This window comes from Paenisporosarcina quisquiliarum (assembly GCF_043641925.1).
Lineage (GTDB): Bacteria > Bacillota > Bacilli > Bacillales_A > Planococcaceae > Paenisporosarcina > Paenisporosarcina quisquiliarum_A.
This window is the reverse complement of the sequence record NZ_JBHZRU010000007.1, coordinates 115849-128924: the sequence shown is the minus strand read 5'-3', so window position 1 is coordinate 128924 and position 13076 is coordinate 115849. Positions and strand designations below refer to the sequence as shown.

At 38.9% G+C, this 13076-nt stretch carries 13 protein-coding genes; 9 read left to right on the top strand and 4 right to left on the bottom strand.

What is annotated here, in order from left to right; all coding sequences use genetic code 11:
* Window positions 1-4 precede the first annotated feature (4 nt).
* The 5 genes from ACHUE4_RS07295 to ACHUE4_RS07275 all read left to right on the top strand — a co-directional run bounded on the left by ACHUE4_RS07295 (window position 5) and on the right by ACHUE4_RS07275 (window position 4054).
* A complete protein-coding gene (locus ACHUE4_RS07295; protein WP_394188713.1) occupies window positions 5-907 on the top strand; it encodes a fumarylacetoacetate hydrolase family protein in 903 nt (300 codons plus the stop codon).
* Between the two features lie 85 nt (window positions 908-992).
* Window positions 993-1367: a YisL family protein gene (locus ACHUE4_RS07290; protein WP_394188712.1), complete on the top strand. Its 375-nt coding sequence runs from the start codon at window positions 993-995 to the stop codon at window positions 1365-1367.
* A gap of 129 nt (window positions 1368-1496) precedes the next feature.
* Window positions 1497-1850 (top strand): hypothetical protein, encoded by a 354-nt coding sequence (locus ACHUE4_RS07285; RefSeq protein ID WP_394188711.1) that lies wholly within the window; start codon window positions 1497-1499, stop codon window positions 1848-1850.
* Window positions 1851-2218: 368 nt separating this feature from the next.
* The gene (locus tag ACHUE4_RS07280; RefSeq protein ID WP_394188710.1) at window positions 2219-2395 is read left to right on the top strand and encodes a hypothetical protein; all 177 of its coding nucleotides are present in this window, start codon (window positions 2219-2221) and stop codon (window positions 2393-2395) included.
* 222 nt (window positions 2396-2617) lie between these two features.
* Window positions 2618-4054, top strand: coding sequence for an alpha-amylase family glycosyl hydrolase (locus ACHUE4_RS07275; RefSeq protein WP_394188709.1), 1437 nt, complete (start codon window positions 2618-2620; stop codon window positions 4052-4054).
* A 220-nt stretch (window positions 4055-4274) separates the two neighbouring features.
* Here the strand turns inward: ACHUE4_RS07275 and ACHUE4_RS07270 are convergent, their stop codons facing one another.
* Genes ACHUE4_RS07270 through ACHUE4_RS07260 form a run of 3 tightly spaced genes read right to left on the bottom strand, consistent with a single transcriptional unit; the run spans window position 4275 to window position 7310 of the window.
* Window positions 4275-5603, bottom strand: a complete 1329-nt coding sequence (locus ACHUE4_RS07270) for a CoA-disulfide reductase (protein ID WP_394188708.1) — start codon at window positions 5601-5603, stop codon at window positions 4275-4277.
* Between the two features lie 15 nt (window positions 5604-5618).
* The gene (locus ACHUE4_RS07265) at window positions 5619-6473 is read right to left on the bottom strand and encodes a DegV family protein (protein ID WP_394188707.1); all 855 of its coding nucleotides are present in this window, start codon (window positions 6471-6473) and stop codon (window positions 5619-5621) included.
* 30 nt (window positions 6474-6503) lie between these two features.
* Window positions 6504-7310 (bottom strand): Cof-type HAD-IIB family hydrolase, encoded by an 807-nt coding sequence (locus ACHUE4_RS07260; protein WP_394188706.1) that lies wholly within the window; start codon window positions 7308-7310, stop codon window positions 6504-6506.
* Between the two features lie 136 nt (window positions 7311-7446).
* Between ACHUE4_RS07260 and ACHUE4_RS07255 the strand changes: the two genes are divergently transcribed.
* From ACHUE4_RS07255 to ACHUE4_RS07245, 3 genes are all read left to right on the top strand, one after another.
* Complete coding sequence (locus ACHUE4_RS07255; RefSeq protein WP_394188705.1) at window positions 7447-8220, top strand: serine aminopeptidase domain-containing protein; 774 nt, start codon at window positions 7447-7449, stop codon at window positions 8218-8220.
* Between the two features lie 50 nt (window positions 8221-8270).
* Window positions 8271-8579: a metal-sulfur cluster assembly factor gene (locus tag ACHUE4_RS07250; RefSeq protein WP_394188704.1), complete on the top strand. Its 309-nt coding sequence runs from the start codon at window positions 8271-8273 to the stop codon at window positions 8577-8579.
* 721 nt (window positions 8580-9300) lie between these two features.
* Entirely contained in the window at window positions 9301-11418 is a 2118-nt protein-coding gene (locus ACHUE4_RS07245; RefSeq protein ID WP_394188703.1) for an ATP-dependent Clp protease ATP-binding subunit, read from the top strand.
* Window positions 11419-11717: 299 nt separating this feature from the next.
* On the opposite strand, the gene ACHUE4_RS07240 is transcribed toward ACHUE4_RS07245, so the two are convergent.
* Window positions 11718-11906 (bottom strand): YjzD family protein, encoded by a 189-nt coding sequence (locus ACHUE4_RS07240; RefSeq protein ID WP_394188702.1) that lies wholly within the window; start codon window positions 11904-11906, stop codon window positions 11718-11720.
* A gap of 190 nt (window positions 11907-12096) precedes the next feature.
* Here ACHUE4_RS07240 and ACHUE4_RS07235 point away from each other — a divergent pair, with 190 nt between their 5' ends.
* A complete protein-coding gene (locus ACHUE4_RS07235) occupies window positions 12097-13032 on the top strand; it encodes a beta-ketoacyl-ACP synthase III (RefSeq protein WP_394188701.1) in 936 nt (311 codons plus the stop codon).
* The last annotated feature ends 44 nt before the right edge of the window (window positions 13033-13076 follow it).

Genomic DNA, 13076 nt, shown 5'->3' with positions numbered 1-13076 from the left:
GAAAATGAAAATTTTATCGTTTCGCTATGATGGTCAAATTTGCTTTGGTCCCAAAGTAAAAAAAGAAGAAGCCGTGTGGGACGTTTTAGCGATTCAAGAGACGCTCCAAGTATTGCCGAGTTTTCCTCAGACGATTTTGCAAGGCGTTGAGGCGGGCATGGATTTTGTTGAACAAATGCGTAAATTAGTCGAAGCGGCATTGAGTTCAGAAGAGCCAAAGCAATTTAAGCGATTATTTACCGAAATTGAATGGTTAGCGCCAATTCCTCGAACACCGAAAAACATCCTTGCGATCGGTCGAAATTATTCGGATCATGCAAAAGAAATGGGTTCAAAAGAAGCACCAGAAGATGTGATGGTCTTTACGAAATCACCAACAACAATTGCTGCCGATGAAGAAACGCTTTCTGTGCATGCCGAACTAACTTCGTCTTATGACTATGAAGGCGAACTAGCAGTGGTTATTAGCAAGAAAGGCTACAACGTGCCACGGAAGTTGGCGTATGATTATGTTTTTGGTTATACGATTGCGAATGACTTAACAGCTCGCGATTTACAAAAGAAACATCAACAATTTTTCTTAGGAAAAAGTTTAAATGGCTCATGTCCGATGGGCCCATATATTGTCACAAAAGATGAAATGCCAGACCCACATGCACTGACAGTGGTGACAAAAGTGAATGATGAAGTCCGCCAAAATGGTCACACAAAAGATATGATTTTTCCAGTCGATCAATTAATCGCTGAGATTTCAAGTATGGTAACACTCGAACCAGGCGATATCATTTTGACTGGAACGCCGGCAGGAGTAGGAAAAGGCTTCAATCCTCCTAAGTTTTTAAAAGCTGGTGATACAGTTAAGGTTTCGATAGAAGGAATCGGGACTTTGTGTAATCGTTTTAAATAAATAGATACGACAAGTAAATTCCGAATTAAATCTACTAGATATGATACGATAGAGTGGAACTAATAATTTGACGAGGTGAAAACACATGGACTTTTTAGCTAGCACACATTTACACATTACAACTTGGGTAATCGGCCTAATCTTGTTCTTCGCAGCAGTGATGATGACGAACGGTAGCAAAGGACAAAAAATAACTCAAATGGTTTTACGCGTATTCTACATCTTTATTCTATTAACAGGTATTGCTTTGTTTATGGATGGCATGGACTTCGATATGGGTATGCTGTACGGATTTAAATTATTAGGCGGGATCATCATCATCGGAATGATGGAAATGATTCTTGCGCGAATGAAGAAGCAAAAGCCATCAACGATGTTCTGGATTTTATTGTTTGTCTTCTTATTTATTACGATGTTCCTAGGGTTCAAACTTCCAATGGGCATCAACTTCTTAGCTTAATAGGTAATGCGAGTGAGCCAATTGACTTCGGTCGATTGGCTTTTCTTTTTGTCTTTGAAATGGTGTGTTGTTTTGGGTATTCTCCATTTCGCGGGGGTGTTTCGAGGATTCGTCGGGTGGTTTCTCGATTTGGATAGAGGCATTCAAGGATTCATTGGCTACATTCAAGGATTCGAGCTACCTATTCTAAAATTCACGTTTTCCACACAATTTCAACGCGCAGAAAACGGAGCATTTTTGCTTTTATTCTACCTATATTGGATGAAAATTAAGTATGAATATTTATATATACAGAGAAAGGGGCTGATTTCCATTGCGGTGGACGCTTTCCGCGGGCAAGACTTCAGCCGCTTCCCTCGCATACGCTCAGTCCAGGGTCTTCAGTTCTTGCTGATTCCGCTGGAGTCGCCACCTCCATTTCAATCAACTGATACAGCTAAAAGTTTAATAACTATTGAGAAGTTGACTCATACAGGATTATAATTGAATTTTTATTTTTTAAATAAATAATATTTATACTAGATAACACTTGGAGAGGTAAAGTAAAGTACTTTAAGGATTGCAGTGATGACTCTTTGAGAAATGTTAATATAAACTTCTTAACACAATCCTTTATGTACATGTCGTCATCACTTTTATATTAATAGTTACCAATCTAAAATAGCCGACCACTTCCCATGCATATTTACAAAGAAAATAGCAAACTGTGTCTAAATGCTAGAAAAGCATATTACATTTCAACTATTTATTAAAGAGGTTCAACATCATACTTCCATTCTTTAGAATATTGTGGTAATTTTAAAGAATAGAAAAACCGTCGGGAATCGATTTGGAAGGAGATTGAAATTAACTTGATTGGCATCATATTACTAGTGTTCGTTTTATTACTTATGTTTTCTTTTGCAATCTCCGCCTTCTTCAGTTCAAAGCAGGATCAAGTAAGCACGCTTACCAAAAAAGAATTACGCGAGACACTCGATTCGTTACAGAGTGAGCAAGAACCTATAACTAAAACAGACGTCTTATAAACATTCAAGTGAGTCCTTGTGATTCTCATTGAATGTTTTTTGTTTTTCTATTTTTTATTCCGAAAAATCTGATTAATTCTTTCCCGGGAAATAAATACGAATGATATAAGCCTCATTCACAGATTTGACTTAACTGTTTTGTTAATATTACTTTGAATCATGACAAGTCCTTTAGCGGTTTGGTAAAATGACGAAGGAAGATTTGTTAGAGGAGGACCTCAATTGAAAATAAATAAGTGGATTGGTTCTATTATTTCTTGTGTGCTGTTGGTGAGTATGGTTGGACAAGTTCCAACTTCTGCAGAAACGAACAAGAACATAATGGACGAAAGTATATATGATTTATTGGTGGATCGATTTTTTAATAAAACCGTACAAAATGATTTTGAAGTGAATACACAAGATCCTGCAGCTTTTGCTGGTGGAGATTTTCTTGGAGTGTTAGAAAAGATTCCTTACCTTAAAAAAATGGGCTTTACAGTGGCGTCATTAGGACCGGTGTTTTCGACAGATACATACGATGGAAAGCGTGTTACTGACTATTCAACTTTCGAGCGACATTTTGGTACAAAAGATGAGTTCAAAACTTTAATTGCCGGTGCACAAAAACAAGACCTCAAATTACTGGTGGATTTTCCGATTCAGCAAGTGAGTGCTAACCATGTGTGGGCAAAAGAAAATCCAGACTGGGCGACAATTAATGACGACGGTACGCTGGATTGGGATATGAATAACGAAGAAGTTCAACAAGCAATTATTCAAGCAGCTGTTGAATTTGTGGATGCGTATGAAGTTGAAGGAGTTCGAATTACCTCTATTGATGGTGTCGATACAAAATTTTTAAATGAAATGATCGATGCTTTAAAGGAAAAAAACGAAAAATTGTATGTGTTGAGCAAAGCAGAAAGTGAAGTTGACTTTGACTTGAATGTATCTGCAAAAAATACAGATCTTGCGAGGAATGCCTTCAAAAATGTTGATTTACCGACTGAAGAATTTGGAAAGACACTTAGTCAAGCGAACATTAGTCGTTCTGTCGATCACATAAATGAACGTCGATTTACTGCAGATGCCGCAGAAGAAAATATGTTTCCACCTACACGATGGAAAATTGCCTTCGCAACATTGATGTCCATTCCTGGAGTGCCGGTTATTACATACGGTTCTGAAATTGCCATGAATGGTGAGCAGGCACCAGAATCCAATCAAATCATGAACTACAAAGTGGAAGAAGAATTAATTGATTACGTTGGAGATTTACAAAAATTACGCAATGGTTCAGCAGCTTTACGTTCTGGCGAGATGGAATTATTGCATAATGAAAATGGATTTATGGTGTTTAAACGTTGGAACGAAGAGGAAACGTGGGTTGTCGCTATTAATAATACTGGCAGCACGCAGCAATTTGATTTAACAGAAGATATGATGGGGGCGAACGTAGAATTACGCGGTCTAATGGAAAGTGATATTTTAAGACAACGAGAAGATGGCACGTATCGAATTGTAGTAGATCGAGAAATTGCCGAATTTTTCACAGTTAATGAACCAAAAGGGTTAAATAAAGGATACTTAGCAGCGTTAGCAATGGTTTATGTATTATTTCTTGGGTTCCTTTACTTAGTTTGGCGTAAAGGCAAGCAACGTAAAAAGGATAAATAAGTGAGGGAGTCTTTATTCCATTGTGAATAAAGGCTTTTTTCTTTTGTATTACTCGAGTGAAATTCTAAAGTTGTAAAACTATCTATTGTTGTAAATTTTCCTCTTAATGTTGTAAAAAATGAAGCTAAAGTTGTAAAACAAGCATGTCTCAGCTTCGCTCACCGACGTCTCTGTTCAACAAAAAACGCTTAAGACAAGGAGCATCTTAAGCGTTAATTAATTATTTAGCTCGATAACTTGCCATGTTCACTGGGTCTTTCGGTGAAGAATAGGGTGGGGCATAAGCAAGTTCTAATGCTTGCAAGTCATCGATCGTTAATCCAGCGTAGATGGCTGTTGCGATGACGTCGATTCGTTTATCCACACCTTTTTCACCAACGACTTGTGCACCTAAAACCTTACGATTTTCCGCATCATAATGAATCTTTAAAAACAAATCACCATGATCTGGGTAATAGCCGGCATTCGATTTCGACTTTTGCGTGATGGTTTTAAAGTATAAATCCGATTCATTTAAATTTCTCTCACCAAGACCGGTCATCCCAACGCTTAAGTCAAAGACTTTTGCAATCGATGTTCCGAGCATTCCTTTGAACGGAATTTCTTGTCCAGCTATATGATTTGCTACGATATAGGCTTGACGGTGTGCGGGCCATGCGAGAGGGACTCTCTTTGGCTGTCCGGTAATGAAGTCTTTATTCTCAGCAGCATCACCTAACGCATAAATGGCAGAATCATTAGTCTGCATGAATTCGTTCGTTACAATTCCACGTGTATCCCCAATTGTAAGTCCCGCTTCCGAAGCCAGTTCGGTAGAAGGGGAAACCCCAACACTCATCAAAATGAAATCTGCTTCCAGCTTTTCGCATTGGTCTAACGTGATATTACGGCCATCAACATGCGTTATAAAGTTTTCTTTATATACTTTAACTCCATGTTCATGCAATTCTTTTTCAACGATATCTGAGCTATCGACATCTAAAATGTTCATTACTTGTGGTGACTTTTCAACCAATGTAACCTTCATCCCAAGCTCCACAAGGTTTTCAGCCATTTCTAGTCCAATGAAACCTGCTCCAACGATTACACAACTCTTTGGAGACTCCGCTTCAATAAATGAATGAATGTTGCGCATGTCTTCAAAATTTCGTAACGTAAAGACTTTTGCGCTTTCCAATCCATCTGTTTTTGGAACGATTGGTGTTCCCCCTGGAGATAGAATGAGTACATCGTATGCATCTTCAAAGGTTTTATTGGACAGTAAGTCTTTTACTTCAACTATTTTCTTCTCTCGATCGATGCGCATGACACGGTGGTTCATATTCACAATAATATTCTTTTCATCCTTAAATTTTTCGGGAGTAGTGGCAATTAGATCTTGTTCATTCTCGATATGACCGCCCAAGTAGTAAGGCATTCCACATGCAGCAAAGGACATGGTTTCGTCTTGATCAAAAACGGTGATGGACGAATCTTTATCTAAATAGCGGATTTGGGAAGCAACAGTTGCTCCACCCGCGACAGCTCCTACAACGACAATTTTCGGCATGTTAAAACTCCATTCTTAAGGCTGTAATTGATTGGCAAAAAATATGGCAAGTGTTCCTGGTCCAGCGTGTGAACCAACCGCAGAACCAATTATATGAATTTCGACTTGTTTCGGTTTGAAGGTTTCCTCTATCATTTTCTTCATTTCCAAAGCCAATGCTTCATCATCACCGTGGCTTATTGCAATCGTTTGTTCATGCAGGCGCTCGCCACGTTCTTCCATTAACTCAAGAATGCGTTTCATGAGTTTTTTACGACCGCGTAATTTTTCAATCGGAACTAATTTGCCGTCTTCAACATGGAGCAAAGGTTTAATATTCAATAAGCCTCCGATAAATGCACTTGCTTTTGAAACTCTGCCACCGCGGGCCATGTAATCTAAATCTTCTACAGTAAATAAATGTTCCATATGTGCAGCTTTAAAACGAATGATTTCTTCGATCCGCTCAAGTGGTTCTCCAGCTTTTTGTAAGCGAAGGGCTTCTTTTACCAATAAACCATAACCTAACGATGCACATTTTGAATCAATGATTGTTAGTTTCAATTGAGGATATTCTTCTAAAACTTGATCTCTAATCATGACAGCCGAATTATGTGTACCTGACAATTCAGATGAAAAGGCAATGTACAATCCTTCTTCGCCGGATTTCGCAAGTTCTTCAAACAGAGTGATAAATTGCTCGGGTGATGCTTGTGACGTTTTCGGATGCTTACCTGAGCGAATGGCAGCATAAACTTCAGTTGAATTAATGGTTTCAACATCCAAGTATTCGGCTTCTTCAATTTGGACACGTAAGGGAATTAAAGTCACAGGATTCATTTCGTAAAATTCTTTCGGTAGATCACAGGCACTGTCTGCAAATATTCTCATTTCCATCCCCCAAATAATTCTTGTCTTTTTTTATAAGTTTAAACGTTGTTGTAAGTAATTCGCAATACCGTCCTCGTTATTCGTACCGGTAACATCATCGGCTAATGACTTCAAAGGTTCAATCGCGTTACCCATTGCTACGCCAGTACCAGCATATTCAATCATTTCTAAATCATTGTCCTCATCCCCAAATGCAATGATACGATCTTGAGGAATGTTCAAATGTTTAGATACATGGGCGAGTCCAACAGCTTTGCTTAAACCGCTTCGTACGATTTCTATGACATGCCAAGGTGCACCCCAACGTCTATGATCAATCACTTCCGCGTGAACATCATGTAAGTGTTGTCGAATAGCAGAGACTTCCGATTCTTCTGCATGAATGAGTATACTCGTTGGGTCCGCTTTTAAATAATTGCGAATGTCACCAGTTGTTATTTGCGGATTACCGAAGCTGAATATATCGAGCAGTTTTTCATCATGATAATGTAAGTATACATCGTCCATAACCTCGGCAATGATATTGTGGAATTTAAAATCGTGTAGAGCGTCAATGACTTCATTTACCACCTTTAAATTAATCGGCTCATGAACGGTTTTAAAATCTTTATCCAAAGGATGGTGAACAAATGCACCATTAAAATTCACGATTGGCGTTTCAATTTTTAGTTGTTGATAATAAATTTCGCTTGCTCGATAAGGTCGACCGGTCGCAATCATGACCTCATGTCCATTTTCACGAGCTTTATTTAACGTATGTAAAGTTTTTTCTGAAATGACTTTCTCATCAGTCAATAAAGTTCCGTCTAAATCCAAAACGATTAAATGTGGTTGCATGATGTAGAACTCCTTTCCTTCTATATAAAGTGTATCTTCACATAGAGGAATCGTCAAAAATATCCAACTCATTTTTGAACTTTCAGAAATACTTTGCTACGATAATAGTATGTTGAGCTAAAAGGATGTGTAATGTATGATTGTTGATCACGAAAAGTGGAGCAATATTCCTCTTTTGCATGTATATAAGGAAGAATATAAAAATGAACAAGTTCCAGTTGTTTTCTTTTTACACGGTTTTACGAGTGCGAAGGAGCATAATCTTCATTATGCCTACCAGTTAGCTGAAAGAGGAATGCGTGTTTTATTGCCAGATGCGCATTTACACGGTGAACGTCATGAATCTTTGGATGAAATCCAATTATCGTTAAGATTTTGGGAAATTGTTTTAACTTCTATTGAAGATGTCAAAACTTTAAGAAGTGAATGTATCAATCGTCAGTTATTATCGGACGATACAAAAATAGCGCTTGCAGGTACATCAATGGGCGGAATTGAGACACTAGGTTGTTTAAAAGTGTATCCATGGGTAGATGTCGCAGCCGTGATGATGGGATCACCTGGTTATGTACAATTGGCGAAAGCACAAATGGCACAATACGAAGCACGTGGCTTTAAATTGCCAGTGACCGAAATCGAGCGTAAACAAATTTTAGAGACGTTAAGCAATTTTGACTTAACGAAAAATCCGGAAGCGTTAAATGGACGACCTGTTTTCTTTTGGCATGGTCAACAAGACACAGTTGTTCCATACGAACCAACATATAATTTCTATAACGCCATAAAAAAATCATATGCTGAACATCCAGAGCGTTTTCAATTTAAGTCGGATCAACTAGCAGGACATGCTGTTTCAAGAAAAGGGTTACTGGAAGCAACGGATTTTCTGGCAGAGTATTTGTCAGTCTAACCGCGATTTGATATGATGGAACTATACCAGATTCGGAAAGGGGTATGAATATGGATCAAGATATGCGCGAAAGCATGATGGGTGCACTTGAAAACGTGATTGACCCAGAACTTGGGATTGATATCGTTAATTTAGGTCTCGTTTATGATGTCGATTTGTCTGAAGACGGATTTGCAGTTGTAACGATGACGTTAACATCATTAGGTTGCCCGATGGGACCAATGATTGTTGATATGGTTAAAACATCATTATATGAATTACCGGAAATCAAAGAAGTGGACGTTAATATTGTTTGGACACCAGGTTGGTCAAAAGACAATATGTCACGTTACGCTAAAATGGCACTCGGTGTCAGATAATATATGTGCATACAGTCCTATGATTCAGTGAAAGCTGAATTGTAGGGCTTTTTTTGATTTCATTTGGAGTTTTATGATTATTTATTAATTCCGCTTCAAACGGATGCGTTCCGCGGGCATAACTTCAGTCTCCTCATCACTGCGTTCTTGCGGGGCCTTCAGTTCATGCACCTGCCGCTCCGCTTTCGGTGCAGAAAATAACTGCTATTCCCGCTGGAAAGATTAGGACCAAATTTGGTTCTAATCTTTGCGACGAAGCTAGCGCAGCGATGCAGGAGCAGTTGTTTTACGCCGTCTTCCGCTTCGATTCATATAAACTGCCACAAAAACCTGGCCCCCATATTCAAATCTGTTCCGATGTTACCAACAAAAAAGGCTGCTTTAGCAGCCCTAATTAGCTCTTTTCGCTATGCTTCTGAGGGGATAGCTCTGATTCGATTGATTTGGTGATGAGCTTTCACTTTCAAATGCGGATCTTGGTCTTTCAAAGTGAGATCTTGTTCTTTCAATTGTAGACCTTTCACTCATTTTCGAGTTCTACGAGCGAAAGCCCAGCAGTTTCCAATTGAGAAGGTTGAATACATCAGCTCGGGAGTCAAAAATTTTCCAATTCGTATTGTTAAATATAAGGATATTTATATGTAAAATCACTTTTCTTTACAGTTCTCCATGTTCAATCGTATAATAGTCAAAAAAGGTCAAACTTTGAGGAGTGGGATGTATGCAACAACAAAATGAACAAAAAAAGCCTCTTGAATTATACGGTCGAAATCTTGTCGAACAAGCTCGAAATGGCAAAATGGATCCGGTTATTGGCCGTGATCAAGAGATTCGTCATGTGATTCGAATTCTTTCTCGTAAAACGAAAAATAATCCGGTTCTTATCGGAGAACCAGGTGTTGGGAAAACAGCGATTGTAGAAGGATTAGCACAACGTATTGTCAGAAAAGACGTGCCTGAAGGATTAAAAGATCGAGACATCTTCGAATTAGATATGGCGTCCTTAATTGCAGGTGCTAAATATCGTGGAGAATTTGAAGAACGTTTAAAAGCAGTATTGAAAGAAGTAAAAGACAGTGAAGGTCGCATCATTTTATTCATTGATGAAATCCATACCATTGTTGGTGCAGGTAAAACGGAAGGTGCGATGGACGCGGGGAACATGTTAAAACCGATGCTTGCTCGTGGTGAGTTGCATTGTATTGGTGCAACAACTCTCGATGAGTACAGAATGCATATTGAAAAAGATCCTGCGTTAGAGCGTCGATTCCAACAAGTGCTTGTTCGCGAACCATCTGTTGAAGATACGGTTTCAATATTACGTGGTTTAAAGGAACGATTTGAATTGCATCATGCGGTACGCATTCATGACCGTGCGATTGTAGCAGCAGCTCAACTTTCGAACCGTTATTTAACTGAACGGTTTTTACCAGATAAAGCGATTGATTTAGTTGATGAAGCATGTGCGATGATTCGTACTGAAATTGACTCGATGCCGCAGGAACTGGATGAAGTTACGAGAAGAATGATGCAACTCGAAATAGAAGAACAGGCATTAATGAAAGAAAAAGATCCAGCTAGTCAAAAAAGGTTAACTAATTTGCGTACGGAACTAGAGACACTAAAATCGTCAACAGAAGCAATGCGCAACCAATGGACAACTGAAAAAGAATCACTGAAGCATATACAAGAAAAACGTGAACAATTAGATGTTTATCGAAGAGACTTAGAGGATGCTGAAAATCGTTATGATTTGAATAAAGCAGCAGAACTACGCCATGGAAAAATGCCATCGCTCGAAAAAGAACTGGCGGATTTAGAAGCAGATCTTGAAACAAGCACAGATAATCGCTTATTACGAGAAGAAGTAACAGCTGAAGAAATTGCTTCAATTGTAGCTAGATGGACGGGCATTCCTGTGACTAAGCTTATTGAAGGAGAGCGAGATAAATTATTGCGCTTAAAAGAAACACTTCAAGAACGAGTTGTGGGGCAAGATCAAGCCGTTCGATTTGTAACGGAAGCTGTATGGCGTGCTCGTGCAGGTATTAAAGATCCATCTAAACCAATTGGTTCCTTCTTATTCCTTGGTCCTACCGGAGTTGGGAAAACTGAATTAGCGAAAGCATTAGCTGCTAATTTGTTTGATTCCGAAGATCATTTCATTCGAATTGATATGTCTGAATACATGGAAAAGCATAGTGTTTCTAGACTAGTAGGGGCACCTCCTGGTTATATCGGGTATGAAGAAGGTGGCCAATTAACAGAAGCAGTGCGACGAAATCCATATTCGGTTGTATTGTTAGATGAAATTGAAAAAGCACATCCAGATGTAGCGAATATTTTGTTGCAACTGCTAGACGATGGACGTATTACTGATAGCCAAGGACGAATGGTTAACTTCACAAACACCGTGGTTATATTGACTTCCAATATTGGATCGCAGTATCTATTAGATGGTGGAGAACATGCGGAAGACCAAGTAATGACTGCTTTACGTGCTCACTTCAAACCCGAACTATTGAACCGTATGGATGAAGTTGTTTTATTCCATTCACTAAAAGGTTCTCACTTTGAAGCAATTACTGAGAAATATTTAGAGCAGCTTGCTAAACGTGTGGGTGAACAAGAAATCCATTTAACGTATACACCTGAGCTCATAACGTGGGTAGTTGATCAAGGAACTGATGCCGCTTTTGGTGCACGCCCTTTACGTCGATTTATACAACGTCATGTCGAAACGGCAGTTGCAAAAGAATTATTAGGTGGAGAATTAATACCAGGTAGCCGAATTGAAGCGACAGTTGTTGATAAGCAAATCCAAATTAATAAAATATAGATTTGTAAACTGTATTGATTTCAGAGAATACAGGTAATCTCTACAGATTAACTGGCATTTGGTTAACTCAATTCTGATTGGAATGGAGGCGGCGACTCCGAGGGGAATAGCAGATGTTTTTTGCACCGAAAGCGAAGCGGCAGGTGCAAGAGCTAAAGACCCTGGACTGAGCATAGCGAAGGAAGCGGCTGATGCCTTGCCCACCGGAAAGCGTCCGCAGTAATGAAAATCAGAAACTTTTTATGTATAGAAAAAACGGTCTCTCAATAAAATGAGAGACCGTTTTTGATGTTTAATTATTAGTGATGTTCGTGTGCAACAGGTTCGTTTGGAATAACTTTAGAAATTACAAACAATAACAATGCAACACCAACTGAAACGATTGCGCCTAGTGTAAAGTCAAAAGGTACACCATTTACAGAACTAACAACATAGTTAAGCAATGTGATCAATAGAAAAGACCAAATAAATGTAAAGACAAATTTCACGTGGTTTCACCTCTAAACAGACTATTTAATGACTTTATCATACCATACGAATCTTTATTGAAAAAGAATCTTTTCAAAATGAACGCGTATATTTGGCGAAGTCGTGGCGGACGGTTGTCAAATGACCTTGAATTCGTTATTATTGTTACCAGGTACTAATAATTGATAACAAACGAAATGAGGTTGTCTCATGAATGCTGGAATAGTAGGTTTAGGTAGATATATTCCTGAACAAATCGTTACCAATTTTGATTTAGAGAAAAGAATGGACACAACCGATGAGTGGATTCGCACTCGAACTGGTATAGAAGAAAGACGGTTTGCTGGTGACGACGTCAATACGTCCGATATGGCTTATGAAGCGGCAAAGGATGCAATTCATGATGCAGGAATCCGTGCGGATCAAATTGGATTAATTTTAGTGGCGACAGTCACTCCTGATAAACCATTTCCAAGCGTATCAACCATGATTCAAGAGCGTTTAGAAGCTACCCATGCGGCAGCTATGGATATTTCAGCTGCTTGTGCTGGTTTTATGTATGGTGTGATTACGGCAAAACAATTTGTCGAATCAGGGACTTATCCATATGTTTTAGTCGTGGGTGTAGAAAAACTTTCAAAGATTACGAACTTCGAAGATCGCAATACAGCTGTCTTGTTTGGAGACGGAGCTGGAGCTGCAGTTATTGGTCATGTTTCAGAAGGAAGAGGGATTTTATCATTTGAGCTTGGAGCGGATGGTTCAGGTGGAAAGCATTTGTATCAAGAAGGACCTTATCTAGAAATGAATGGTCGAGAAGTGTTTAAATTTGCGGTTCGCCAAATGGGTGAGTCTGCAGAGAATGTGATAACAAAAGCAGGTCTTTCTAAAGATGAGGTTGATTTCTTAGTGCCTCACCAAGCAAATATTAGGATTATGGAATCATCACGTCAACGCTTAGGCTTACCTGAAGAGAAAATGTCAAAAACCATTAATCAGTTTGGGAATACATCTGCAGCATCGATTCCGATTTCATTAAAAGAAGAAGTATTAAATGGCAAGATTTCGGACGATGATGTAATTGTCATGGTTGGGTTCGGCGGCGGATTAACATGGGGCGCAATTGCCATGCGTTGGGGTAAATAAAACTTAATGTACACGTATAGCTTATTGATGAGGGGAGAACGATT

Excerpts from the sequence above, each read along its gene's own strand:
- ACHUE4_RS07260 (WP_394188706.1), bottom strand. The coding sequence starts at position 7,310 with ATGCAACCACATTTAATCGTTTTGGATTTAGACGGAACTTTATTGACT.
- ACHUE4_RS07265 (WP_394188707.1), bottom strand. The coding sequence starts at position 6,473 with ATGAGAATATTTGCAGACAGTGCCTGTGATCTACCGAAAGAATTTTAC.
- ACHUE4_RS07245 (WP_394188703.1), top strand. The coding sequence starts at position 9,301 with ATGCAACAACAAAATGAACAAAAAAAGCCTCTTGAATTATACGGTCGA.
- ACHUE4_RS07290 (WP_394188712.1), top strand. The coding sequence starts at position 993 with ATGGACTTTTTAGCTAGCACACATTTACACATTACAACTTGGGTAATC.
- ACHUE4_RS07250 (WP_394188704.1), top strand. The coding sequence starts at position 8,271 with ATGGATCAAGATATGCGCGAAAGCATGATGGGTGCACTTGAAAACGTG.
- ACHUE4_RS07235 (WP_394188701.1), top strand. The coding sequence starts at position 12,097 with ATGAATGCTGGAATAGTAGGTTTAGGTAGATATATTCCTGAACAAATC.
- ACHUE4_RS07270 (WP_394188708.1), bottom strand. The coding sequence starts at position 5,603 with ATGCCGAAAATTGTCGTTGTAGGAGCTGTCGCGGGTGGAGCAACTGTT.
- ACHUE4_RS07255 (WP_394188705.1), top strand. The coding sequence starts at position 7,447 with ATGATTGTTGATCACGAAAAGTGGAGCAATATTCCTCTTTTGCATGTA.
- ACHUE4_RS07295 (WP_394188713.1), top strand. The coding sequence starts at position 5 with ATGAAAATTTTATCGTTTCGCTATGATGGTCAAATTTGCTTTGGTCCC.